This window comes from bacterium (assembly GCA_035419245.1).
In the GTDB taxonomy this organism is placed as follows: domain Bacteria; phylum Zhuqueibacterota; class Zhuqueibacteria; order Residuimicrobiales; family Residuimicrobiaceae; genus JAKPUX01.
Genome location: DAOLSP010000014.1, coordinates 77414 through 101605, shown reverse-complemented (window position 1 = coordinate 101605; position 24192 = coordinate 77414). Strand labels below are relative to the sequence as shown.

Sequence of the window (24192 nt, the reverse complement as noted above, 5' to 3'; positions counted from 1 at the left end):
ACAATCAAATCATGCGGCTTAACTGTGTGTCGCAATTTGCGGGTATAGACCACTTCGGCCTTACCGGTCTAACATGGCTCGAGAGGAATACCGCCTTTGAAAAACCCCCCCTATTCCATGATTGCCGGCATGGGTGTGGCCATACCCGCCAATGTGCTCACCAACGCCGACTTGGAGCGCATGATCGACACCAGCGATGCATGGATCCGCGAACGCACCGGCATCGAAAAACGCCACATCATCGAGGAGGGACGCTACACCTCCGATCTGTGCGCCGAAGCGGGCCGTAACGCCCTCGCTGATGCGGGCCTCGCCGTTGATACGGTTGACCTGATCTGCGTCGCGACCGTGACGGGAGATATGGCGTTCCCTTCCACAGCGTGCATCGTCCAGGAAAAACTTGGCGCTAGAAATGCTTCTGCCTTGGATATTGCTGCCGCTTGTTCGGGTTTTCTTTATGCCCTTTCCTGGGCGGATGCCATGATCGCTCTGGGCCGCGCCCGGACGGTTCTGGTTATCGGCGGCGAGACGCTTTCGCGGGTTACCGACTATCAGGACCGTACGACCGCCGTGCTTTTCGGCGATGGCGCCGGAGCGGTCTTACTGCAGCCCTCAGATGGCATGCGTGGTGTGATCGATACCTATCTCAGGAGCGACGGGCGTTTCGGTCACCTCCTGCGCATCGACGGACTGGGCACCAAGATTCCTCCCAGCCATGAATCGGTCGACCGGCGTGATCAGTTCATCAAAATGGAAGGCCGCGAGGTCTTCAAACAGGCGGTTACCGCCATGGGCGACGCCGCAGAGACCATTCTTCAGCGCAACGGTTTGGACGGTTCGGATATCGACCTGCTGATCCCGCACCAGGCCAATCTGCGCATTATCGACGCGACTGCCAAGCGGGTCAATATCCCGCCTGAACGGGTTTTCGTCAACATCGATCAGTATGGGAACACCTCAGCCGCCTCGATCCCGATCGCCCTTGAAGAAGCGCGCCGGACGGGCCGCCTCCAGCCAGGCGGCCTGGCCCTGATGGTCGCCTTCGGTTCCGGATTCACCTGGGCATCCGCGCTGGTGAGGTTCTGAGTGGGCAAAAGGGCTTTTGTCTTTCCCGGCCAGGGCTCCCAGGAGGTAGGGATGGGCCGGGATCTCTTCGAGTCGGAGGGCGCCGTCCGCGCGCTTTACGAAGAGGCGGGTGTGCTGCTGGGCTTCGATCTGGCGCAGATCAGCTTCTCGGGCCCGGAGGAGGAGCTTCGCCTGACACGCATCACCCAGCCCGCATTATATGTTCACGGATTTGCACTGCAGCAGCTGCTGCGGGCGCGTGGCGTTGCCCCACAAATGACGGCCGGCCACAGTCTGGGTGAATTCACAGCGCATGCGGCTGCCGGTTCGCTCGATTTTGCGGCGGGGTTGAGACTGGTGCAGGTGCGCGCGGAGGCGATGAACCGGGCGGCGGCGCTGCAGCCGGGGATGATGGCTGCAATCCTGGGTCTTGATTTTCAGCAACTTGCTGCGATATGCGAATCGGCTGCGGCAGCCGGGGTGGTTGCGATCGCCAATTTCAACTCACCGGGACAGATGGTAATCTCCGGGAGCCGAGCCGGTGTCGAGAAAGCCATGGCGCTGGCCCTTGCCGCCGGAGCACGGCGAACCATTCCGCTGGCGGTGAGCGGAGCGTTTCATTCGCCCCTGATGGCGCCGGCGCGCGACGAACTGGCGTTGGCGCTCGCCGCAGCGCCCTTCAATCAACCGTCTGTGCCGGTTTACAGCAATGTCACCGCGGAGGCCTGCCGGGATGCAGCGGAAATTCGCCGTCTCCTCGAAGAGCAACTCACCCGCTCTGTCCTTTGGGCAGCGGAGGTGGAGCGGATGATCGCGGACGGAGCGGAGGAGTTCGTCGAGATCGGGCCGGGGCGGGTCCTTGCCGGACTTATTAAAAAGATCGCGCCCGATGCGGTGGTTCATTCAGTCGGCAGTCTGAAGGATATGGATCGCTTTATCTGAGGAGAAAACCTTGATCGATTTGCATGGCAAAACGGCTATCGTTACCGGTGGCGCCAGGGGCATCGGCAAGGCCATCGTCCTGCGTTTGGCGGCGGCTGGAGCGGACGTCGCAGTCTCCGATATCGACCTGGTCGGCGCAGAAGCCACAGCGGCTGAGGTGGCCGCTTTGGGCTGCAGGAGTCTGGCCATCCGCAGCGACATCAGCAAATGGGCTGATGCTGAAGCCCTGGTCGAGGAGGCCATGGCCGCATGGGGGCGACTCGATATTTTTGTCAATAACGCCGGTATCACCCGCGATGCCTTGCTGGTGCGCATGGATGAGGCCCAATGGGATAGCGTCCTTGCGGTCAATCTCAAGGGCACTTTCAACGGCGTCAAGGCCGCCTGCAAGGTGATGATGAAGCAGCGCGCCGGCAAGATCATCAACATCGCTTCCGTCGTCGGCGTGATGGGCAATGCCGGCCAGGCCAATTATGCCGCCTCAAAGGCCGGCGTGATCGGCCTCACCAAGTCCGCGGCCAAAGAACTGGGCGGGCGCAATATTCAGGTCAATGCCGTGGCACCCGGCTATATCGAGACCGATATGACCAAGGATCTACCGCCAGCGGCCAAGGAGGCTTTTCTCACCCTCATCCCGCTCAAACGGTCCGGCTCCGCTGGCGACGTCGCGGATATCGTCCTTTTTCTGGCCAGCCCCCTCGCCGATTATGTTACCGGGCAGGTGGTGCACGTCGACGGCGGAATGGTGATGTAATTCCGCGGGGCAAGCATACAAGCAGCGTTCAGTAATCAGAATCACTCACGTCAATCACAAGGTTGTAGCACCGTATCCATGGAGGAAAAAACAATGGCTATTGAAGACCGCGTTAAAGAGATCATCGTCCAGCAGCTGGGTGTTGATGCCAAGGAAGTCGTCCCTGAAGCCTCTTTCATTGATGACCTGGGCGCCGACTCGCTCGATACCGTCGAACTGGTTATGGCGTTTGAAGAGGAGTTTGGCATCGAAATCCCCGATGAGGAGGCTGAAAAACTGGCCTCTGTCGGAGATGCGCTCAAGTATCTCAATGAGAAAATGGGCAAATAACAACCAGAAAGGGGCAACGGCAAGTTGCCCCTTTCTGTACCCTTTCGCCAGCAAAGGCTGAACCCTAATGGCTTGTTGAGGTTCGTTATGTCAGGACTGAGAGTCGTCGTTACAGGTATGGGGGTGGTATCGCCCCTTGGGCATTCACCGGAGCAAATGTTCGCCAATCTCCTCGCCGGCAAGAGCGGCATTTCGCGTTATGAGGCCTTCGATTCTGCCGGATTTGATACCCGTATCGCCGGTGAAATCAAGGATCTGACGATCACCGATTATATCGAGCCCAAGGAAGCCCGGCGGATGGACCGGTTCACCCATCTGGCGGTGATCCCGGCATCGCAGGCGCTCAAGGATGCGGGCATCGATCTGGAACGGGTGGACCGCGAGCGCTTCGGTGTCGTCCTCGGTTCGGGCATCGGCGGCATGCAGGTCTTTCAAAGGGAGTGCAAGGTGCTCTTCGACCGCGGCCCCGGGCGGATCAGCCCGTTCCTCATCCCCATGCTCATCCCCGACATGGCTCCCGGGCTGATCTCCATCCTCTATGGCCTCAAGGGAATTAACTATACGACTGTTTCGGCCTGTGCCTCCGCGGCTCATGCCATCGGCCTTTCCTGCAATCATATCCGCAACGGCGAAGCGACCTGCATCCTTTGCGGCGGTTCTGAGGCTCCGATCAATCCGATCGGCGTGGCGGGATTCAACGCACTGCGCGCCATGTCAACCCGCAACGACGAGCCCGAGCGCGCCAGCCGGCCCTTCGATCTCCACCGTGACGGCTTCGTCATGGGCGAGGGCGGTGCGGTGCTACTGCTCGAGGAACTGGAGCATGCCAAACGCCGCGGCGCCAAAATTTATGCCGAGATCGGCGGCTACGGCTTCAGCGCCGATGCCAATCATATCACCGCGCCCGATCCCCTCGGCGACGGAGCTATACGTTCCATGCGCCTCGCCCTGGACAACGCCGGAGTGCCCCCCGAGGCAGTGGATTACATCAACGCGCACGGCACCTCCACGCCCCTCAACGACAAAATCGAAACCCTGGCGATCAAACAGGTCTTCAAGGAGCATGCCCGTACTCTGGCAATCAGCTCCTCCAAATCGATGTTGGGACATCTGCTCGGCGCCTCGGGAGCAGTCGAAGCCGTTGCCGCGATCATGACCATCCAGAAGCAGCTCATCCACCCGACTGCCAATCTCGAGACGCCTGATCCCGAGTGCGACCTCAATTATGTGCCTCATCAGGCCTTAGCGCGCCGGGTGGAGGTGGTTCTTTCCAACTCGTTCGGCTTCGGCGGGCACAACGTCACTTTGCTCTTCAAGAAATTTCAGGAATAGAACGGGCTCTGTATATCTCCCCCCGAACAGCGCAGGGCACCCTCACAGAACCGGAATTATGAAAGCTACCATGAACTGGCTGAGAAAGACCCTCTCAAGACTCATTGAACCGCGCTCATCGGCCAAACCACCTCAATTGGACGAGCTGATGGTGCTGATTAATTACCGTTTTCATGATCTGACCCTGCTGATCCAGGCGCTTAAGCACCGTTCCTACCTGGTGCAGACCGGCGAGGACCGCCTGCAGTCGAATGAACGCCTCGAGTTGCTTGGCGATTCGGTCCTCGGGCTGGTTGTAACGGAGACTCTTTATAGCGATTTCCCCGACGAAGAGGAGGGGGTGCTGACCAATTACAAGTCGCTCCTCGTCAACCGGGTGAATCTCAGCCGGGTCGCCCATGAATTCAACCTGGGCAAATTCATCCTTCTCAACGACTCGGAAGAGCGCGCCGGCGGCAGATCGCGCGATTCCATCCTCGCAGATGCCGTCGAGGCGGTGATCGGCGCCATGTACCTGGACGGCGGCCTCGAACCCGCCCGCAAGATGATCCATAAACATATCATTACCGGCCTTTCCTCCCTGCTCGAAGAGACCCAGTACAAGAATTTCAAGAGTCTGCTGCTGGAATACTGCCAGCGAGAGAGCAAGACCGGACCGGTCTATATGGTCGAGAATGAAGAGGGACCCGATCATAACAAGATCTTTACAGTGGGCGTCTATATCAATGGGAGTAAATTCGGATCCGGCACCGGTTCCTCAAAAAAAGTAGCGGAACAGCATGCAGCTGAAGAAGCCCTGACGCTGCTGTACCAGAAACGAGAGAAAGGCCCGGCATGATGAACTATTATTTGACCGAGATGCAGCAGGCGCTGCAGCAGCTGGCCCGGGAATTCGCCCGGGGCACGATTGCTCCGGCGGCTGCCCAATATGACCAGAGCGCTGAATTCCCCTGGCCGATCGTCAAGGAGATGGCGCGGATGGATTTTTTCCGGTTGTGGATCCCCGAAGCCTATGAAGGCATGGGCGGCGGCATCACAGAAATGGCACTGGTGACCGAAGAGTTTTCCCGGGCGTGCGGCGGCATTGCCCTGGCCCTAGCCGGAACCGCGCTGGGCACGTTCCCGATCCTCATTGCCGGCAGCGAGGAACAGCAACGCAAGTTTCTCCCGGTACTCGCCAGCGGCGAGGGCTTGGCTGCATTCTGCCTGACCGAGCCGGAGGCCGGCTCGGATGCCGGTGCGATCCAGACGACCGCGCGGCTGGACGGCGATGCCTACATCCTCAACGGCACCAAGCATTTTATCACCAACGGCGGCGTCGCGCGCTTTTACACGGTCATCGCCAATACCGATCCCGCGCGCGGCGCCCGCGGTGCCACCGCCTTTGTGGTCGAAGAGGGCACGCCGGGGTTGATCTTCGGCAAGAAAGAGGACAAGATGGGCATCCGCGCCTCCGCCACTTGCGAGGTGGTCTTTCAGGAGTGCCGCGTCCCCAAAGAGAATCTCCTCGGCAAAGAGGGGATGGGTTTCCCTATCGCCATGAAGACGCTCGACCGCTCCCGGCCCGGTGTGGCGGCTCAGGCCGTCGGCATCGCTCAGGGAGCGCTGGACCATGCGGTGCGCTACGCCCGCACCCGGCAACAGTTCGGCCAGAGCATCAGCAGCTTTCAGGCGATTCAGTTCATGCTCGCCGATATGGCCACCGAGATTGAGGCGGCGCGCGCTCTTGTCTATGGGACCGCCCGCATGATCGACAGCGGCGAAAAAGATTTCGGCCGTGAATCAGCCATGTGCAAGGTCTTCGCCGGCGATGTCGCCATGCGCGTCACCACCGATGCCGTCCAGATCTTTGGCGGATACGGCTACATGAAGGATTATCCGATCGAAAAATACATGCGCGATGCCAAGATCACACAGATCTACGAGGGCACCAACCAGATTCAGCGCGGGGTGATCGCGCGCCACGTCATCAAGGAGAGCGCCAGCGGGCAGTAATCCCTCCGGAGGGTCCACCGGGCGCCGGACAGGACATGAGCCAGGACTCTTACAAGACCATTGCGGGCGCGGCTGAGGCCGCGCTTAAGATCAAAGGCTCCCGTTTTCTTGGATTCGCTGCACCCATCAGCGGGCGGCAGGAGGCAGAGGCCTTCCTCGACGAACTTCGCCGGCGCTACTTCGACGCCACCCATCACTGCTATGCCTGGCGCCTGGGCGACAGCGCCGGGGAGAACAGCCGCTTCTCCGACGACGGCGAGCCCCCCGGCACCGCCGGCAAACCCCTCCTCCAGGCCATCACCGGCCGCGATCTCACCAACCTCATCGTCGTAGTGGTCCGCTATTTCGGCGGCACCAAGCTCGGCGTCGGTGGACTCGTTCACGCCTACAGCGACTGCGCCGCCCGCGTTCTCGATGCCTGCACTGTCCAGACCATCTGGCGTACCCGGAGCTGCCGGTTCACAGTCGGTTACGACCATCTCAGCGCGGTGATGCGGCTGATAGAACAGCATGGTGCAATCATCGAGGAGGTCGTGTACGGGGGGGAGGTGACCATGCGCCTGGCCTTGCGCCTGCAGGAGGCGGAGGCCTTCCGCACCGCGGCGGTAGAGGCAACCCGTGGTACGATTCACTGGGAGAGATGACCGATGATCTGCTACAAGTGCCAAACCGAGCTTGCCGTTGAGGGCAAGCCCGGCCGCCAGCAGCTCTGCCCGCGATGCAGCAGCTATCTCCACTGTTGCCGCAACTGCCGCTTTTTTGACGCCCTGGCCTACCATGGCTGCCGTGAGCCCCAGGCGGAGTGGGTGCAGGAGAAGGAGATGGGGAATTACTGCGAGTATTTCGAGGCCGGCGCTGCGCCGTCGACAGCGGTTTCAAAAGCGGAGGAAGCCCGGCGCCGGCTGGATCAACTTTTTGGAAAGAAGAACGGCTGACACGGTCCAGCCGGCGGAGTGCCCCGGGCTGGCTGGGTTCAGCCTGTTTAAAGGATGCGCTTCAGCTTGTTATGAACCTGGACCATCGATTCACCGGCGACCAAACGAATCTCGAGGTGATGGCGCAACAGGTTGTTGCTCTCCCCTTCGAGCACATCGACGCAACGGCGGAACATGGCATAATCGCTCAACCCGTAGAGCAGCATGATCCGCCAGTCATGATCGTCGGGTGCGGGCAAGCCCGCCGCATCGCTGACAAAGCCGCTGAGATAGTAAGCGCCTGCACCAATCCAGCGTTCGTGCAGGATCCGCCACTTTCTTTCCAGCAGGTTGTTGATCTCGCTATGCTCCTCGCGTGTCATTTCCATGCTGCGCTGCAAACCCACGCTTCGCCGGCGGACGGCGACCAGCATAAGTTTGTCTTCAATAGAGTGCGGTTTGTGCCGGTATCGGCGGATGTATCCATAACCAAGAAGGCCGATGGCTGCCAGGAGGAGGAGGGTTACAGTCGTGGTCATGATGGACTCCAGAAAGGGCATAGATGGTATGCGATAAAATAGGCGATTCAGGTCTCAGGTGCAAGCGAATTTTTCCCCGCTGATGATAACCCGCACGGTTACGTTCCCTGCGGCGGCCATCCTTACCGTTTACGCATCCACTCTTCTTTTCCGTATGTACGATAAACACGACTCCACTCTCTCTCAAAACCGCAACGGGGTTTGGCATGCATTCACACTTTCGTGCTGCCTGGTGGTTGATCTTCCTTTCGCCACTGGCACTGCGGGCGCAGATCTGGGATTCCGGTCTGGGTTTCTCCCTGCAAACCGGCGTCGTTAAGTTCCTCGGTGATATTCCCGATCGTGCTGCGGCCGGCACGGTCAGCGGCCTGAGTGTTCGCTACGGTCTGAACCGCCATCTTCAGCTTGAAACTCACCTGGGCTATGGCAGCTTCAAGCCCAGCCGCGAGGGTTCGCATTACCGCAAAGATCCGGATGACATGCATCGCACCTTCATTTTCCCCTGGAATCTGGGTGCCCGGATCACCCCTAATAAGATTGGCACCGTCAAACCCTATCTTGCTGTCGGCACGGGCGTGCTGTTCTGGGATCTGCGCTACCTGACCGGTGAAAAGGTGACCTTCTGGCGGGATCATTACTGGCGCTGGGGGGAGCGCGTCAGCGGTTGGCGCAAGAACGGGATGCTCTATGAAGGGGTCGGCGCCGAGTTCTACCTTCATTCAGGACTCTCCCTGGATCTGGCGGTGCGCTTCACCAGCCTGCTCCATCTCCGCCGCGATAACGTCGGCCAGGAGGATATCAACGCCCAGATCCTCGAGGGGATGGCCACGCTGACCTGGTACATCCGTTATCAGAGCGACCGCGACCGCGACGGCTATATCGATAAACTGGATGCGGATCCGCTCCATCCCGAGGATTTTGACGGCTTTCAGGATCTGGATGGCGCGCCGGATCTTGATAACGATAACGACGGGATTCCGGACAAGGCCGATCTGGCGCCCCTCGCTCCCGAGGACCTCGACGGTTTTGAGGATGCCGATGGTGTGCCGGATCTGGACAACGACCAGGATGGCATCCCCGACGTCCAGGACCTGTGCGCCAATGCAGCCGAAGATTTTGACCATTTTGAGGACGAGGATGGATGCCCGGATGCGGATAACGATCAGGACGGGATTGTCGATGCCCTCGATGCCTGTCCCGAGAAGGCAGAAGATCTCGACGGCTTTGAGGATGCGAATGGTTGCCCGGACATCGATAACGACGGAGACCTCATCGTTGACCTCGTCGACAAATGTCCCGACCAACCGGAGACCATCAACGGGTATATGGATGAAGACGGCTGCCCTGATTCAGACATCGACGGCGACGGCATTCCCGATGAGCGCGATCAGTGCCCGCGCGATCCCGAAACTAAAAATGGCTACCAGGATGAGGACGGTTGCCCAGATGATCCCCAGCTTGCACCGCAGGAGAATAGCAGTGCCGGCCTGGTGCTCCAGGGTGTCAATTTCGCCTCCGGTAAAGCGGATTTGACTCCGGAATCTCTGCCGGTCCTGGACGAGGTGGCCAATTCCCTGCTGCTCGAACCCACAGCCATCGTAGAGATCCGTGGTTTCACCGATAATGTCGGCAAGGCCGCGGCCAATCAGTTGCTCTCCGAACGCCGCGCCGAGGCGGTGCGCCGCTACCTGATGCAGAAGGGGGTGGCCGGCGAGCGCATTTCGGCGATCGGCTTTGGCGCGCGCTATCCTCTGGCGGACAACAAAACACCCGAAGGGCGCGCCAAAAACCGGCGCATTGAATTCCTTCGCGTCAAATAGGATGCCCCTGTAAGAAAAAAGCCTGCCGTGTGATTACACGGCAGGCTTTTTTATGCCCCATTAAGGAGAAACGATCAGGTTTCTCGGATGACCTCGGCGTTGGTGATCTCGCCGCCGACACGGGCATCCTTGCCCAGGTAGACCTTGACCTTCACCTCGTTTTCGAGCACTCGGATATCCCCTTCCACCACCGAACCAGGCCCCAGACGGATGGTGATATACTGCTGGGCCGAACTATGGCGCTTGGAATCCTTGATGATGATATCGCCCTTGACAAGGGAGGCATTGGCGAGCATGACATTGCCATTGAAAAGCGAAAGATCCCGCTCCGCGATGGCATGATCCATCGTCAGATTGCCATTGATGGAGGCCAGATCTCCTGCAGCTTTGGCACCGACATGGAGGGTGATCGATCCGTTCACGGTTGTCACATCATCGCGGGCCTTGCTGTTTTGGCCGATCTCGATGTCGCCATTGACGACCTGGAGTCCCTGCACCAGCGAATTCTGGCCGACACGAATCGATCCGTTCACCGTGCGGCAATCACCGCGTATGATGCAGTCGTTGCCGATGGTGATGTTGCCATTGACGGTGTTGATTCCGCCGTCGCGTCGTTCGCCATCCTGAACATAGACGCTCTTGTTGATCGAGGAATCACAACCCGTCGCCACCGCCAGGAGCAGAGTCAGGCCCAGGGTCACATTGAGTGCTTTCATCGTGCAGCCTCATGGATTGGTGTAATGCCTGCTGGCTTGTCTGCTTTTCTTTACGAACGGCCGGGGGAAAGGTTACATTTTTTTTCGCCGTTTTCTGCGCTGAAAGAACTCGGGCGCCTCACGAATGGCGGTGACCAGAATCGGCAGAGAGCGCGCTGCCACCCGCCAGCCGGTGCGCTTGAGGGCGGCCGATTCCGTGCCGATCGTCTCGAATCCCTTTTCTGTGGGATGCAGCTGCTCGTAATTCCGGAAAAGCCGTCCCCACGGTGAGCTGAGGGCTGCTGCCATCTTGCGTTTGGCGAAGAGGGGGTACCAAAAGGTGTCATGGTAGGTCACCGAGGCAATATAGGACCAGGGTGCGAGCACGGTTTTTAGGGTCCATTCGAGCGGCTTCTTCAGGGGGCCCCAATAAATACGGTGCTGCATGCGTGCGGCGAAGGTCATTTTCTTAAAGGGTCCCGTAAAGTGCCAGTTTTCGCCAGCGGCCTCTTCATCGCCGACGATCTCGATCTCATGCGGATCGCCACATCCCAGACCCGCTTCGTGGGCGAGGCGGATGAACTTGATCGCGAGCGGATCCATGCCCATCAACCGGGCGGCGATGGCATCGATGGCCACCTGATCCGAGCTGGCGAGCAGGATGTTCTTGACATGCGGCATCATACAGCGCGGCCCGGGACCATCGCCCGCGAAGGTGCCGTCCATCACGGCAAAGATCCCCTTGTGGATCCTTTTCTGGACGCGCAACAGATCGACCAGCGTCTCATGAATGACCGGATGAGTCCAGTGCCGCCGCTCGTTAAGCAGGCCGCCGAAGGCGTTTTTCATTGCTCCCGTTATGGTCGTAAAAATGTGCGTCTTGACGGTGGGCAGGTGGATGATATTCTCGCCGATCAGCCGCTTGGGGATCATGAAGCCATTCCTGAAAACCTGATTGAGGCAGAGAAATTCGTCTGTCAGGTCGCCGACGGCCTCGCGGATGTCGATCCACTCCTCATCCTCGTAGAGATGGATGTTGCGCAGACCGTAGGTCTCAACCACGTGGAGTTGTTTGTTCTCCCGCTCGCCGAGGTGGGCGTCTACGACGACGGTGCGATTGTGGCAAGCGTGGATCTTGTCGCGCGTAAAGCCGTCGCTCAGCAACGAGCGAATCACCCCTTCGAGCTGCCAGGGAGTGGTGGAACTTCCCGGATAAAAAAAATGCCAGGAGATATTCACCTTGAGGGCCGTCTCCGCCGTGCGGTCCAGCGTCTCTTGGTAACCGGCCAGATTCATGAGCCGGTGGTAATCGGAAAAGATCGTACGGGGATCGGTTTTAATGACCGCGACACGACTTGCCATGGTTTCAGCCCCTTTCGATTGATCCTTCTTCCCCTATAAAATGAACTGTACCCGATCCTGGGGCGTACGGCAGTCCATGTCGGCACCGCGGTCGCGATGGTCGGCGATCTCGGCGGCGACGCCGATGGCCCTGCCGTAGATAAACTGCGTGAAACTGAGGTCCTGCACCATCTTGACCGTCATCCGGCCCTGCTGTAGGTCGCGCCAGACCAGCTTGAGAATTATCACGGCTAGGACCGCATCGATGTTGACACAAAAGACGTTCTTGGTCGCCCCTTCATTGAAAAGTTCCTCAACCAGATGATGATAAAAGTCGAGAAAGACGTTGGTGATGCCCCGTTTGCGGAACTCACCGCGGATGAACTCCTCTCGAGGGTCGATGTTGATGTCGTTGCCCTTGAAAACCGGATGGTTGATGCAGGGGATGCGCGCGTATTGCAGCTCACCGCTCTCCTTTTCATTCTTTTTGTAGTCGCGGTAGGTGCGGGCGGCCTGGTTGGCCATCTGCTGGAGATTCAGTCCGTGTCCGGGGGCGCCGGGATCGGCCAGGCTGGCATCGAAGTGCCGCAGCAGATACTCGACCGCTTCGAAGCCGTTGCCGCCGTGCGCGAGTCCGGTGTTGGTGAGGAATCCGAGAAAGGCGGTGGCAATATGGTTGCGGGCGCTGACCGACTCCTTCGCCCCTTTGGCCGAGAGGGTGCCCGGACCATTGGTGAGGGTCAATCCGATCAGGGCCTTGAATTCGAAAAGCTCGGTCTCGTCCGGCTTGCGGTTAAAGAGAATGGCAAAGGCGTTCTCGGTGAAGCTGCTGCGCAGATTGCTCACCTTGGCATCGATCAGATTGCGCCAGCTGGCGTTGTTCTGCCGATCGATGACCGAATAGGCAACGATGCGCGAGATGATGTAAAAGTAGGTCACCGCATCCTCCACTACCTGCCGACTGATACGCTTCTCGAGCATCGGTTTCCAAAACATCGCAACGGCGAGGCCGCCGAGGAAGAATTCGTAATTGTCGCGGATCTCCAATCCCCTGGTCTCGGCGAGATGGATGATATGCTGTAACACGCGGATCGGAAAGGATTTTTTAGGGCAGCGTTTGATCTCCTTAAGGAGGAGCTCCGAAACCGGCGTCTTGCGCACGGGCTCGCTGATGAGCAACTCGGTGGTGATAAAAATATCCAGAGTCGCCGGAAATTCAGCAGTCTGATCGTCGATCTCGAATTCACGAATCATGTTGATGAGGATGCGCGTCGCTTCGCGCGCCCGGGCGAGGAAGCGCTTATCGCCGATCAAGGCAATCTGCGAGCCGATATAGGCATTGGGCGTACAGCCATTGGCCCGGGCGACATCGACCAGATCCATACGTTTCTCGTCCATCTTGAGGAAGAGGTTGAGCATGATGTTGATGGTCGGTATGTCAGCCGGTTCGGGCATCACCTTGGCCAGGGCAAAATAGATGTTCTCCTCCATGGAGTACCTGGAGAGTTCGAGGATCGACTTGCCGTGCAATTCCGATACCTGGCTCTTCGGATCCATGCGCGAGGCGCCTGACTTGTCGGCCATATTTTGACGCAGATAGTTGGCACCGACCTGGCGATTGATCTCGCGGATCTGATTGTCGTAGGGCGGCATCGCCTGGACGACCGGTATATCCAGTTCCGGGGGCAGCTTGAACCAATTGTCGCTGATCCAGAGTTTGAGCGAGAGGTCCCCGCTGGCTGCGAAATCGGGTTCTTCGTCGATGGCGGCGAAGACTGCGCGCATCGCCTCGGGGAAATGCTGGATCGAGGCGACGCGGACGCCGCGCTTGCTCACTCTCGGCTTACGGGGGTCGAAGGCGGGCACGCCGAAATAGTCATCGAACCACTCCTCCTTGGAGATGGCGTCGTCGCCTGCTCCGGCGAGGGCGCCAGCATGTCCGCAACTGCGCTGGATGTTTTTCTTCCAGCGCCCGGTGACGCAGACGACCACCGGCTTGTTGAAGCCGAAACGGCGTTCTTTGATCCAGTCGAGGGCCAGTTTTTCATAATAGCCGCCCGGCTCGACGTAGAGGGCGATCGCCTTGGTTCGGGGGTCGTTTTGTGCGGCGTAGAGAAATTCCGGCAAAGCGAAATGGATGTAGATGTCCTTCCCCGAACTGACCGCCGTGGAAAGCCCGAATCCGGCGGTGCGCAGGTATTCGGCGATGGTGGTGGTGAAATTGCCCGAGTTGGAATGGATAGCCACCGAGCCCTGGCGCAAGGCCTCTTCAGGATGGTCGCCGGCGAGCGCCCCGCCGACGCGGACATGGTCCCAGACGTTGGCGACACCGAGGCAGTTGGCACCGATGACATCGACCCCCGCCTCCTGGCAGACGAAGCGGATGTTGCGCGAATCGCGCGTCGGCACCTTTTCGGTGACGATGACGATGCGCTTGAGTGCCTCGTTGTAGGTGACCAGCTCCGCCACCGCCTGGCTGACCGCCGTCGGGGGGAGATAGATCACGCCTATATCAAAAAAGATGCCGCTGTTGATAACATCGCGAATGCTACTGTAGACCGGAATGTTGCCGATTTTGGTCTCGAGCACACCCTTGCGTCCGTATTGAACGCCGGCGACGATGTTGCCGCCACTGTATTCATGCGAAATCGGCGTCACCTTGCGGCTCTCGCTGCCGAGGATATTGATCACGCAGACCCGCGACTCCCGGGTGACCAACTCCTCTAGAGAGTGGACCCCGACAAAATAGGGAAAGGGTTTGGTCTTCTGCTGTCTCATTGGTTACACCTTCTTCTTTTCGTATTCTTTGCGGCCTGATTCGGCCCACCATTGATCGATGCGCTTGGCGTATTCGAGCACCTGGATCATCGAGGTGTCGTAGCCGAACATCTTGTAGGGGAGTTTGAGGGTGTCGAGAATATCCTTGCCGTAGAACATCCCCTTGATCAAGTTGGGGCCGCCGCGCCCGACGACCGTATAGATGGGATGGCGGCCGTGCAGAGCGACATGGTCGCGCAGGGCGTCGAAGATGCCCTTGAAGGTGACGTAAATATCGGTGTTGTTGGCTTTGCCGCCGATGATGAGCAGCACATTGGCCTTTTTGAGCCAGTGTTTGAAGACGATGCGGGCGATCTCGTACATCTTTTCATAAGGCGGATTGCCGCCGAAATCGGAGGCGAAAATGGCCGAGGCTCCCAGGGTTTCGGTGGCCGCCGAATTGGCACCGCCGCCATACATGAAGGGGATGATCGTGCCGGCGGGATTGAGTTCGAGCACGTCACTCTGCCCCTGATAGGTGCGCAGTTGATTGATCTCCGCCTCGAAGGGGGTAATATCGGACTGGAAGATGGTGCTGGGTAGACCGAGGCGTTTCCAGGCGGGATTATCCTGGTCGAAGGCCGCCTTGAGGTCGCACGCCATCGGCACCAGCCGATTGTCCTGATACGTCATGCGGATCGGGTTGATCTCCAGGGTGGTCAGGCCATAGTTATCGTAGAGCCCCCATAGCTTGGGGAGGTTCTGGACCAGAGGCGAGATGTAGGGCTCAGGGCATCCCGTGTCGACCAGGGCATTGGTGATATCGAAGGATTTGAGGCCGATGAAGGGATCGATCCAGGTGACTTTTTTCTTCTCCGGCGGCAGGGCTTCGATGTCGATGCCGCCCCAGGGGCTGATGGTGAAGATGGGCTTGCGATGAATCGTGGAGGCCGTAATGCTGAAATAAACCTCGATTTCGGAAGGGATGAAGGCTTCGTAGGTGACACCACTGGCTTGAACGGTTTTAGCGCCGTACAGGTGGGTGGCGAAATAAAGTTCCTTTTTCGCCTGCAGGGCATCCTGAAGATTGTCGGCGATGCGCACCAGGCCGGCTTTGCCCTTTTTGCCAACCCCGCCGCTAAAGAAGGGTTTGATGACGAGCTTTTTATGCTGGTCGAGGAGAGTCTGAATCTCTTCCTTGGTCGCGTCGGCCGTAAGGAAGGGCGCATAGGGGAACTCGACCAGCTCCAGTAACTGCGCTCCATACTTGAGTCCGGATATTTGCATGACATTTGCCTGTAATGATGGAGGTGACCGTTGGCTAATTTTATTACTTTACATAATCTTTGATAGATTTGCAAGGCAAAAATATGGGCGGGATCAGCGGTGGATAAGGCGGTTATCGCCGAGGCGTTCGGTGCGGCCCTGTTGGTCGAACCAGTTGAGCAGGGGAACCGCATATTTACGCGAGGTCCCCAGCAGTTCGCGGAATTCACCCACCGAAATCTCCTCCCGCTGCTGTGCGAAATCGAGCAGTCTGCTCTCCGCGTCCGCCAGAGCCGTGATGGTGAAGTAGAGATCCCCCTCCAGGCGTACAATCCGACCCATGCCCTGGAGCGCCCCGAGGAGGCGGTGGACCTGGGTGTCCGAGACGGCCAGCGTACGGGCGATCTCCTCCTCTCCGGGCGGGGCGAAGGGCTGGGCTGCGATCAGCGCCTGGATGCGGCCTGCCAGCGCTTCATCGGCACCCTCCAGGCGGACGGTATGCCCCTCCAGCCGGACCCATTGCGACTGCTCGGCCACATAGCCTTGCGCAACCAGTGCTGCAAGGGCGTCATCAAGGAGCCGGGGAGCGATGCTGCCGCCGAGCTGGGTGCGCAGTTCGGCCTTGCCCATCCCCGGCCGGAGAGGCTCGCGTTGATGAAAGACTTCGAGAACCGCAAGGATCTTTTCCAGCAGCAGTTCGAACCCCTGCCGATGCCAATAGAGTATCTTGCTGCCGGATCCGCTGGTGAGCAGGTCGCCACGGGTTACCCCCTCGTCCAGGAGGCGGTTCAGGGTCTCGCTCTCGACTCCGCTGCGGGCGGCCAGAGCGGCGGCGCTTTGCGGGAGAAAGGGGTCGGCCAGGAGGGCGGCGGAGACTGTTTCGAAGGGGTCGGGATGTTCAAGGGCGCGGATGTGATCGAGTGCGCTGCGATCGAAACGACGGTGCGGCTGTGCCTCGGCCTCGAGAATGATCCCGCCGCCGATGGTGTAAGCGGGAGAGTAATGGCGGATGACGAAGGGCTCGCGCCGTCGTGCGACGGCCGGTTCTTCGAGCATGAACTGGACCAGAGCGGTGTCGCCTGGCGCCAGCGACTCGACATCGAGCAGCCTGACCCGGGCCATGATCTCACGGGCGCCCATATGAAGCCGCACCCGCGTGCGCTGGCTCATTTCCTTGCGCGCACTTTTAAGGAGGCGAAGGCGGGCATCCATGAGACGCGAAGCAGTGAAGTGCCCCGGGGTGGCCAGGACATCGCCGCGCTTCACCTCCTCCCGGCTGACATTCTGGAGGTTGATGGCGGTACGGTAGCCGCTGGTAACCCGTTCGACGCTCTGGTTCTGCTGCTGCAGGCCGCGTATCTTTACGGGGCGTCCGGCGGGGAGAAGCTCAAGAAGATCCCCGGTCGCGGCGGTGCCCGAGAGCAGGGTGCCGGTGACCACTGTGCCGAATCCCTTGATGACAAAAGAACGGTCCACGGGCAGCCAGAAGCTGCCGCGCGACCGCTGCACCGGCATGTGTCCAGCGGCGGCGATGAGGGCCTCACGGAGGGCCGGCAGCCCCTCGCCGGTGACGGTGGAAACCTCAAAGAGCGGGGCGCCCTCCAGGAAGGATCCCTGGACCGTCTCCTGCACCTCCTCCCGAACCAGTTGGCGCAGATCAGCGTCCACGAGGTCGATTTTGGTGAGGACGATGAATCCACGCTGCACACCTAACAGGGAGAGGATATCGAGATGTTCGCGGGTTTGCGGCATGACGCCATCGTCCGCGGCGATTACCAGAATGGCGAGATCGATGGTGCTGGCTCCGGCCACCATGTTTTTGATGAACTTTTCATGGCCGGGGACGTCGATGAATGCGATCTCCGGGTTGAGGAACGCGAAGCCGAGATCGATGGTCATACCGCGTTCCTGTTCCTCAGCAAGACGGTCGGGGTCGGTGCCGGTCAGGGCTTTGACAAGCGCGGATTTACCATGATCGATGTGGCCGGCGGTACCAATGATGATGGGCATGAGTGAAGTGCTCGCGCTCCTCTCAATCCAGTCCCAGACAATCGATGACCTCTGCGAAAACCCCGGCGGTCAGGCTGAGCATAGGGCTGTTCTGGAGACCATCGGGATGGTTGATGCTACGGTCCGATGCATTGTACCAGGCCCACAGTTCACCGGTTTTGGCGTACTGTTCCTGGACCATCGACAGCCAGTTGGTGCCGATATCCGCCGCGTCCTCCATAAAGTCGTAGTCGCAGAGTCCCTTGAGGGTGGTGTAGACATATGGCGCCTGGATCAGAGGGGCGCTCCAGAGCGACCTTTTTACGCCGTAGTTCTGATCGGTCAGGGAAAAGCCGCCGGGTGCGGTAAAGTCCTTGAGATGCAGAATCATGCGCTGGGCGCGGTCGTTGTCGACCATTTCGACAAAGAGGGGCATAAATCCGGCCAGACTCCGGACCGGACTCAATTTCTTCTCCTCAAAATTATTGTCATAATAGAATCCTGCGCCGTCATCCCAACAGAATTCCATCATCTTTTTCATACTCGCCGCTTTCTGCAGCAGCGATTCGTCGCCGTGTCCTTCGGCTTCGATCTGAAGATCGTAGATCATCCGGGCATTGCGGCTGAGCAAGGCATTGAGGTCGATGGCATTGTAGCGGCGGGGATCGCTGAAGCGGGGCGAGCCGATCCAGCCGGATTCCGCCATAGCCGCATCTTCCGGTATAAGGGCCCCGTCCTTGACCGGATGGTAGCGGTAGAGGCCGGTCGGGGTTGTATGGGGTTTGCTGGTCCAGAACTTGAACTCGTGAACGACGTCGGGGAGCATCCGCCGCAGCCATTCCTTCTCCCCGGTGGCGCGGTAGATGTCGCGCACCATCCAGGGCAGGAAAGGAGGCTGGGAGTAGCCGAGCATGGCCCGGGAATTGGAAGCGGGCACATGTCCGAACTTGCGCAGCAGAAAAATGAGGTTCTCCACATTGTGCCGCGCGTAATCGATCATGCGCATGCGCAGCAGTCCCAGGTTGATGAAGTAGGTATCCCAGTAATAAAGGGCTTCACTCTTTCCTCTGCCGGAGATGATATAGGGATAGGGCAGGCCGATCAATTCGTCGCTATCCTGAGGCGTTTCGCGCACGCATTCCTGTTTGATGCGCGATTTAAGCTCCGGAACCAAAGAATGAAAATTCTGACTCATTCCCAACCTCACTTTTTTACGTGCTCATGCCAATCAAGCTGTTGCCGGCGGGCTGCCGCAGCGGCGTCGCGGTGCAGATGCACCAGGTTGGCGTCCCCGTCCAGAGACAGGGCTATGCCAGAGTAGGATTTGGATGGTACGAGGGGAGTGTGCGTGGTTACGAACCCGGTCATGGTTAATAACAAGGGTCTGGCCTTGAGAAAACAGGGTGGTCCCTACCTGAAAGTAAATCAACCGCCGGATAAAAGCAAGCGATTTTTATGGCGCGTTGTGAAATCGGAAAAGACATAAAATTAAAAAATTAAATTAATTATGATTTCCTGATCAGGGACGCCGCAGCCAGGAAGCGTAGGCGCGCGCCGAGGTAACGGGCCGGTGCGAAGTGCTGCAAAAGAAGCAGATAGCTGCGAATATAGGCGGCCAGATCGCCGTCGGGACGAGGCCGGATCTCGAGCGTGATGCTGCCGTCGTAGCCACTGCGATGCATAGCGCGCAGCAGCGGCAGAATGGGCAGGTTGCCGCCGCTGTTGAAGGGAAGATGGCTGTCCTCGCGGCCGACGCAGTCCGACAGGTGCACTGCACCGATCTCTTCGCGGAAGGCGAGGAACTGCTCCACCGGATCCAGACCGCTGATCTGAAAGTGGGCGGCATCATAACACATACCTGCATAGTGTTCGCCGAGCCGGGCGCGCGCCAGCTGGAGAAAGTCGCGCAACGACTCGGGGGACTGGCCGGCCACATTCTCAAAATAGAGCGGAAGCGGCAAGCGCGCAACATTGTTGAAAAGGGTGTCAAGACTGGCACCGGGATCGCCAGCTGGCGGGCAGGGTTCGGGGGGATGAGCGATAAATTGGGTCAGTCCGAGGCGGTGATGATGCTGCTGCAGGAGGGCTATGGTCGCGTCGATCTGCTTTTGGCGGTCGCGGCATGAGAAATCCCAGCCATCTTCCTCGATGATGGGCAAATGAAAGGCGGTGCGTATGGTGCGCAGCTGGGACAGGACCTGCTCGAGGGCATCCAGGATACGGATATTATACTCGACAAAATTAACCCCCAGTCGGCGCATCGCGGTTGTTATCGCCGCGGGATGCCACTCCTGAAATCCTTCAACCGTAAATCCGATGAGCACGTCACTCTCTTTCGCGCTAATCCATGCCATCTCTCACCTACAAAACCGCGGTTCAGGAGACTTTGTTCCCCTGGGCCGTCGGGACTAGAAGAGGGCGAAGCGGGCGCCGAGCAGGAAAATCCAGTTGAGCCAGAGGAGAACGAAGGCGCTGCCCAACATGATCCTCAGTTCAACCGGACGCCAATCCAGCACCAGGGCGCGCTTCCACACCAGGGCGGCCAGGGCATTGAGGCCGGTTGCGGCCATCCCGAGATAGAGCAAGGTGAAAAGGGGATTGAGTCGCAGGGCATCGCCGGGATGGGCATGGGAGAGCGCAATCGCAGCGGAGGTAGCGCCGCAGGATGGGCACGGCAGGGTGGTCCAGGTGCGAAAATGGCACATGGGCAGCAAAGCGATCAACCCCGGCGTGAAGCGACAGAGTGCCGCTCCTGCCAGGCCGATCAGCAGCGCCATTCGTCCAATCGGCATGCTGCGAAATTCTCTGGAACGAATTGAAAGTCTCATGCGTATTTATATCCAGGAAAGAGAAGGTGCGTCGTATCACCATTGAAAAAATACGCCATCGCGCCGTTAAAAACAAGGCAATTTTGCGGTTGGCCGCAGGAGGTGCTATGAAGAACTGGTTCATCGGGGCGGGTATCGTCCTGTTCGCTTTTGCCCTTTTGGGAAACGGGGCGTTGCGTGCCGCGGGAGTGGATTCAAGGCAAGCCCACAAAGGCGATGCCTGGCTGGGACTCTACCTTGCTGACGTCGAGGAGACCAGCAACTGGGATGATGCCGAGGGGGCCGTCGTCAGGGAGGTAGTCAAGGGGGGGCCTGCCGACAAGGCCGGTTTACGGGAGGGTGATGTAATCATCAAATTGAGGGATCGGACCGTGCGCGATGCCGACGACGTCACCCGGGATATCCGCAAGATGGCTCCAGGCGACGAGGTCGCGCTGCTGGTGCTTCGCAACGGCAGAAAGCTCAATCTGAAAGTCAAACTTGAGGAACGAGAAAAACCGATGGGTATCCGGCCCCCGCAACGGGACCAACAAAGGGAACACCCCCGGGAACTGCAGCCGCTGCGCAACTTTTTCATGCGCCAGAACCGGCGTATGGGTGTGCAACTGCAGGAGATGGATCCCGATCTTGCGGATTATTTCATGGTGAAAGAGGGGGAGGGCGTGCTGGTGACTCATGTCGATGCGGAAAGCGCGGCGGAGCAGGCCGGACTGAAATCGGGCGACGTGCTTATGGCGGTCAATGACCAGGCCGTCCACAAGATCGAAGAGGTCACCAAAGCCGTTCAGGAGAGCGATTCCGACACGTTGCAGATCGCTTATGTGCGCAAGGGCCGGCGAGACAGCACCACCGTCGTTCTTTCCGAGCGCAAACCGCTGAACCTGCAGCTTCGTTTCAATGGCGATAGCTGGCCCTTCAGCGGCGAGACCATGGAGGAGTTACGCAAGGATCTTGAAGAATTACGCGATGAATTGAACGATCTCAAGATCCACATGAACATCGATGTGGAAAAGAAATAATGCGGACAGGCCGGAGGTCACTCCGGCTTTTTTTTAACCACAGGCTGTTTTCCCGCATGCCTGTCGGCCTTCATTCCTGCTTGTTTTTATCCCTTTCGTTGAGTATCTTTAAACTAAAAATTCAACCATCGGGAGTTCTTTTGGAAAAGCTGCCTGTCGCTGTCCTGGGTGCCACCGGCATGGTGGGCCAGTATTTCCTCCATTTGCTGCATGACCACCCCTGGTTTCAGGTTACCGCGGTCTGCGCCAGTGAAGCCCGCATCGGCCAGCTGCTGGGGGAGGTGACTCCGCTACATCCGGCGGGAATCGCCCCGGCGGTGGCCGATTTGCATCTCATGCCGCTCGAGGCGGCCGCCCTGGCTGCCCAGGGGGTACGGATCGCTTTCTCCGGATTGCCGGCGGAAATCGCCAGATCAGTCGAACCTGCTCTGGCCGACCAGGGCATCCACGTTTTCTCGAATGCCAGCGCCTTCCGGATGGATCCCCTGGTTCCGATCCTTATCCCCGAGATCAACCCGGGTCATCTCGAACTGGTGCGTCGGCAGCCACACAAGGGGAGGCTGGTCACCAACGCCAACTGCACCAGCACCGGACTGGCACTCTCCCTGGCCCCGCTGGTGCCCCTGGGGATCCGGCGGCTCATCATCGCCAGCTATCAGGCCGTCTCGGGGGCCGGTTATCCCGGGGTACCGGCCATGGATATCTCGGGGAACATCATCCCCTGGATTGATGGCGAGGAGGCCAAGGTGCGTCAGGAGTGCAACAAGATTTTCGGCCGGGTTACGGTCTCGGGTCTCGAGCCAGCCGGATGGGAGGTGCATGCCCACTGCGTGCGTGTTCCCACCCTTGTGGGCCATCTGATCTCGACCCATGTTGAGCTGGAACAGCCGGTTACCCGGGAAGACGTTGCGGCCTGCTATCGCGATTATCGCCCCCCGGAGGCTGTGGCTGGATTGCCGATGGCCCCGGAGCGACCGGTTCTGCTCAGCGAAGGTACGAATCGTCCCCAACCCCGCCTCGATGCCGACGCCGGCGGGCCGGGCCGGCGCAGAGGGATGGCCGTCGTTGTCGGCCGCCTTGAAATCTCGGGTGCTGTTGTCCGCCAGGTGAATCTGGCGAACAACCTGGTCCGCGGTGCAGCGGGCGGTTCGCTCCTCAATGCCGAGCTGGCCTTGCGCGCCGGCTATCTTGAATGACAGGAGACACGCACATGGTCGTCCTGAAAATCGGCGGCTCCTCACTGCGCAACCTCGAGTCGTTACAGCAGGTGGTCGAGGTAGTGTGCAACCGGCCGGAACCGGACAAGATCATCGTCCTCTCGGCCGTCAGCGGCGTCACCAATCACCTCCTGCGCAGCGTCGATGAGGCGCTGCAGACTGAACGCAAAATAACCGGGTTGCTCGATTATCTTCACCTCCTCCACCGCGAGATGATCCTCGGCGCGATCGGCGATCACGAGGTGCAGCACCGGGTGCTCGATGAAGTGGATTACCTGTGCTCGCGTCTGGAGAAGCTGCTCTATGGCATCGCCTACACCGGCGAGTGCAGCCGGCGGACGCGCGATTTGATCCTCTCGATGGGTGAGCGCATGGCGGTCCAACTGCTCGCCGGGGCCTTGCAGTGTGCCGGAAGCGACGCGGCCGCCTTTGACGGCGACAAGATCGATATTGTCGCCAGCGGGGAGTTCGGCAACGGTAACGCCGAGCTCGAGGTCACCGCCCGCTTGCTGCCGCCACACCTGCAGGAGACCTTACAACGCGGTGCCATTCCGGTCCTCACCGGCTTTTTCGGACGAACGGCCGCGGGCCACACCATCACCTTCGGCCGCGGCGGCACTGATTACAGCGCCGCCATCGTCGCCTATGCCATGGATGCCGAAGAATTGCAGATCTGGAAGGATGTCGACGGCTTTCTCACCGCCAGTCCGGAAATCGTGCCGGAAGCGCAGCCCCTGGCATACCTTGCGTATGATGAAGCCGCAGAACTGAGCTACTTCGGCGCTTCGATTCTCCATCCGCGCACAGTCGAGCCGCTCGCCCGCAAGGCCATCCCGGCGGTGATTAAAAATACCTACAGGCCGGATGCGCCGGGTACCCGCATTGGTGCGGAAAAACAACAGCATGAGGAGATCATCAAGAGCGTCGTTACCAACTCGAATATCGGCATGCTGCGGCTGCACGGCGCCAGTCTCGGCCAGCAGGTCGGATTTCTCAAGGCGGCGGTCTCGGCGTTGAGTGACGCCGACATCAATATTATTTCGGTGATCACGGCCCAAACTGCGGTGAATCTACTGCTCATGAAAGCGGATGTTCAGCGCAGTGCCAGCCTGATCGCAGGATTGAAAATAGCCTATGTGGACCATATCGAACCTGTCACAGACGTAGCGCTGATCGGGGTGGTCGGCGAAGGCCTGAACGAGACGCGGGGCCTGGCGGCCCGGGTCTTCAAGGCGGTAGCCGGGGCGGGCGCCAACGTCGAGATGATCGCCTCGGGCGCCTCACGGGTGACGCAATATTTTATCATCAAGGAGAAAGACCGGGATGTAACCGTGCGGGCGATCCATCGGGAGTTTTTCGCTGCTCCCGGCTGATCTCCGGAGCGGCATC

The 24192-nt window shown here is 59.4% G+C and carries 22 protein-coding genes; 13 read left to right on the top strand and 9 right to left on the bottom strand.

Annotation, left to right across the window (positions count from 1 at the left end):
* Positions 1–96 precede the first annotated feature (96 nt).
* The 9 genes from PLH32_14305 to PLH32_14265 all read left to right on the top strand — a co-directional run bounded on the left by PLH32_14305 (position 97) and on the right by PLH32_14265 (position 7353).
* A complete protein-coding gene (locus PLH32_14305) occupies positions 97–1086 on the top strand; it encodes a beta-ketoacyl-ACP synthase III (protein HQJ65782.1) in 990 nt (329 codons plus the stop codon).
* Positions 1087–2007 carry an ACP S-malonyltransferase gene (gene fabD / locus PLH32_14300; protein HQJ65781.1) on the top strand — a complete coding sequence of 307 codons (921 nt, stop codon included), beginning with the start codon at positions 1087–1089 and terminating at the stop codon, positions 2005–2007.
* Positions 2008–2020: 13 nt separating this feature from the next.
* Complete coding sequence (fabG, locus tag PLH32_14295) at positions 2021–2761, top strand: 3-oxoacyl-[acyl-carrier-protein] reductase (protein ID HQJ65780.1); 741 nt, start codon at positions 2021–2023, stop codon at positions 2759–2761.
* Positions 2762–2854: 93 nt separating this feature from the next.
* Positions 2855–3091 carry an acyl carrier protein gene (locus PLH32_14290; GenBank protein HQJ65779.1) on the top strand — a complete coding sequence of 79 codons (237 nt, stop codon included), beginning with the start codon at positions 2855–2857 and terminating at the stop codon, positions 3089–3091.
* Between the two features lie 87 nt (positions 3092–3178).
* On the top strand, positions 3179–4423 hold the full coding sequence (fabF, locus tag PLH32_14285) for a beta-ketoacyl-ACP synthase II (GenBank protein HQJ65778.1): 1245 nt from the start codon (positions 3179–3181) through the stop codon (positions 4421–4423).
* 70 nt (positions 4424–4493) lie between these two features.
* Positions 4494–5261: a ribonuclease III gene (gene rnc, locus PLH32_14280; GenBank protein ID HQJ65777.1), complete on the top strand. Its 768-nt coding sequence runs from the start codon at positions 4494–4496 to the stop codon at positions 5259–5261.
* Complete coding sequence (locus PLH32_14275; GenBank protein ID HQJ65776.1) at positions 5261–6418, top strand: acyl-CoA dehydrogenase family protein; 1158 nt, start codon at positions 5261–5263, stop codon at positions 6416–6418. Before rnc ends, PLH32_14275 begins: the two co-directional genes overlap by 1 nt.
* 35 nt (positions 6419–6453) lie before the next feature.
* Positions 6454–7062, top strand: a complete 609-nt coding sequence (locus tag PLH32_14270; protein HQJ65775.1) for a YigZ family protein — start codon at positions 6454–6456, stop codon at positions 7060–7062.
* Between the two features lie 3 nt (positions 7063–7065).
* Complete coding sequence (locus PLH32_14265) at positions 7066–7353, top strand: hypothetical protein (protein ID HQJ65774.1); 288 nt, start codon at positions 7066–7068, stop codon at positions 7351–7353.
* 47 nt (positions 7354–7400) lie between these two features.
* On the opposite strand, the gene PLH32_14260 is transcribed toward PLH32_14265, so the two are convergent.
* Entirely contained in the window at positions 7401–7871 is a 471-nt protein-coding gene (locus PLH32_14260) for a hypothetical protein (protein HQJ65773.1), read from the bottom strand.
* 206 nt (positions 7872–8077) lie between these two features.
* Between PLH32_14260 and PLH32_14255 the strand changes: the two genes are divergently transcribed.
* Positions 8078–9691 carry an OmpA family protein gene (locus tag PLH32_14255; protein HQJ65772.1) on the top strand — a complete coding sequence of 538 codons (1614 nt, stop codon included), beginning with the start codon at positions 8078–8080 and terminating at the stop codon, positions 9689–9691.
* 74 nt (positions 9692–9765) lie between these two features.
* Here PLH32_14255 and PLH32_14250 read toward each other — a convergent pair whose 3' ends face one another.
* The 8 genes from PLH32_14250 to PLH32_14215 all read right to left on the bottom strand — a co-directional run bounded on the left by PLH32_14250 (position 9766) and on the right by PLH32_14215 (position 20567).
* The gene (locus PLH32_14250; GenBank protein HQJ65771.1) at positions 9766–10407 is read right to left on the bottom strand and encodes a hypothetical protein; all 642 of its coding nucleotides are present in this window, start codon (positions 10405–10407) and stop codon (positions 9766–9768) included.
* Positions 10408–10479: 72 nt separating this feature from the next.
* Positions 10480–11748, bottom strand: coding sequence for a DUF362 domain-containing protein (locus PLH32_14245; GenBank protein ID HQJ65770.1), 1269 nt, complete (start codon positions 11746–11748; stop codon positions 10480–10482).
* A gap of 33 nt (positions 11749–11781) precedes the next feature.
* Positions 11782–14505: a CoA-binding protein gene (locus PLH32_14240; GenBank protein HQJ65769.1), complete on the bottom strand. Its 2724-nt coding sequence runs from the start codon at positions 14503–14505 to the stop codon at positions 11782–11784.
* A gap of 3 nt (positions 14506–14508) precedes the next feature.
* On the bottom strand, positions 14509–15771 hold the full coding sequence (locus tag PLH32_14235) for an ATP citrate lyase citrate-binding domain-containing protein (protein ID HQJ65768.1): 1263 nt from the start codon (positions 15769–15771) through the stop codon (positions 14509–14511).
* A 93-nt stretch (positions 15772–15864) separates the two neighbouring features.
* On the bottom strand, positions 15865–17760 hold the full coding sequence (gene selB / locus PLH32_14230; GenBank protein HQJ65767.1) for a selenocysteine-specific translation elongation factor: 1896 nt from the start codon (positions 17758–17760) through the stop codon (positions 15865–15867).
* 22 nt (positions 17761–17782) lie between these two features.
* Positions 17783–18934, bottom strand: a complete 1152-nt coding sequence (locus PLH32_14225) for a trehalase family glycosidase (GenBank protein HQJ65766.1) — start codon at positions 18932–18934, stop codon at positions 17783–17785.
* A 310-nt stretch (positions 18935–19244) separates the two neighbouring features.
* Positions 19245–20093, bottom strand: a complete 849-nt coding sequence (locus PLH32_14220) for a TIM barrel protein (GenBank protein ID HQJ65765.1) — start codon at positions 20091–20093, stop codon at positions 19245–19247.
* A 54-nt stretch (positions 20094–20147) separates the two neighbouring features.
* Complete coding sequence (locus PLH32_14215; GenBank protein HQJ65764.1) at positions 20148–20567, bottom strand: DUF2752 domain-containing protein; 420 nt, start codon at positions 20565–20567, stop codon at positions 20148–20150.
* Positions 20568–20674: 107 nt separating this feature from the next.
* Between PLH32_14215 and PLH32_14210 the strand changes: the two genes are divergently transcribed.
* The 3 genes from PLH32_14210 (at position 20675) to PLH32_14200 (ending at position 24176) form a co-directional block, all read left to right on the top strand.
* Positions 20675–21586, top strand: coding sequence for a PDZ domain-containing protein (locus tag PLH32_14210; GenBank protein HQJ65763.1), 912 nt, complete (start codon positions 20675–20677; stop codon positions 21584–21586).
* Between the two features lie 140 nt (positions 21587–21726).
* The gene (asd, locus tag PLH32_14205; GenBank protein ID HQJ65762.1) at positions 21727–22782 is read left to right on the top strand and encodes an aspartate-semialdehyde dehydrogenase; all 1056 of its coding nucleotides are present in this window, start codon (positions 21727–21729) and stop codon (positions 22780–22782) included.
* A 14-nt stretch (positions 22783–22796) separates the two neighbouring features.
* Positions 22797–24176, top strand: coding sequence for an aspartate kinase (locus PLH32_14200; GenBank protein HQJ65761.1), 1380 nt, complete (start codon positions 22797–22799; stop codon positions 24174–24176).
* The last annotated feature ends 16 nt before the right edge of the window (positions 24177–24192 follow it).

Coding starts and splice junctions, on each gene's coding strand:
- PLH32_14290 (HQJ65779.1), top strand. CDS start 2,855: ATGGCTATTGAAGACCGCGTTAAAGAGATCATCGTCCAGCAGCTGGGT.
- fabF (HQJ65778.1), top strand. CDS start 3,179: ATGTCAGGACTGAGAGTCGTCGTTACAGGTATGGGGGTGGTATCGCCC.
- rnc (HQJ65777.1), top strand. CDS start 4,494: ATGAACTGGCTGAGAAAGACCCTCTCAAGACTCATTGAACCGCGCTCA.
- PLH32_14275 (HQJ65776.1), top strand. CDS start 5,261: ATGAACTATTATTTGACCGAGATGCAGCAGGCGCTGCAGCAGCTGGCC.
- PLH32_14270 (HQJ65775.1), top strand. CDS start 6,454: ATGAGCCAGGACTCTTACAAGACCATTGCGGGCGCGGCTGAGGCCGCG.
- PLH32_14265 (HQJ65774.1), top strand. CDS start 7,066: ATGATCTGCTACAAGTGCCAAACCGAGCTTGCCGTTGAGGGCAAGCCC.
- PLH32_14260 (HQJ65773.1), bottom strand. CDS start 7,871: ATGACCACGACTGTAACCCTCCTCCTCCTGGCAGCCATCGGCCTTCTT.
- PLH32_14255 (HQJ65772.1), top strand. CDS start 8,078: ATGCATTCACACTTTCGTGCTGCCTGGTGGTTGATCTTCCTTTCGCCA.
- PLH32_14250 (HQJ65771.1), bottom strand. CDS start 10,407: ATGAAAGCACTCAATGTGACCCTGGGCCTGACTCTGCTCCTGGCGGTG.
- PLH32_14245 (HQJ65770.1), bottom strand. CDS start 11,748: ATGGCAAGTCGTGTCGCGGTCATTAAAACCGATCCCCGTACGATCTTT.
- PLH32_14240 (HQJ65769.1), bottom strand. CDS start 14,505: ATGAGACAGCAGAAGACCAAACCCTTTCCCTATTTTGTCGGGGTCCAC.
- PLH32_14235 (HQJ65768.1), bottom strand. CDS start 15,771: ATGCAAATATCCGGACTCAAGTATGGAGCGCAGTTACTGGAGCTGGTC.
- selB (HQJ65767.1), bottom strand. CDS start 17,760: ATGCCCATCATCATTGGTACCGCCGGCCACATCGATCATGGTAAATCC.
- PLH32_14225 (HQJ65766.1), bottom strand. CDS start 18,934: ATGAGTCAGAATTTTCATTCTTTGGTTCCGGAGCTTAAATCGCGCATC.
- PLH32_14220 (HQJ65765.1), bottom strand. CDS start 20,093: ATGGCATGGATTAGCGCGAAAGAGAGTGACGTGCTCATCGGATTTACG.
- PLH32_14215 (HQJ65764.1), bottom strand. CDS start 20,567: ATGAGACTTTCAATTCGTTCCAGAGAATTTCGCAGCATGCCGATTGGA.
- PLH32_14210 (HQJ65763.1), top strand. CDS start 20,675: ATGAAGAACTGGTTCATCGGGGCGGGTATCGTCCTGTTCGCTTTTGCC.
- PLH32_14200 (HQJ65761.1), top strand. CDS start 22,797: ATGGTCGTCCTGAAAATCGGCGGCTCCTCACTGCGCAACCTCGAGTCG.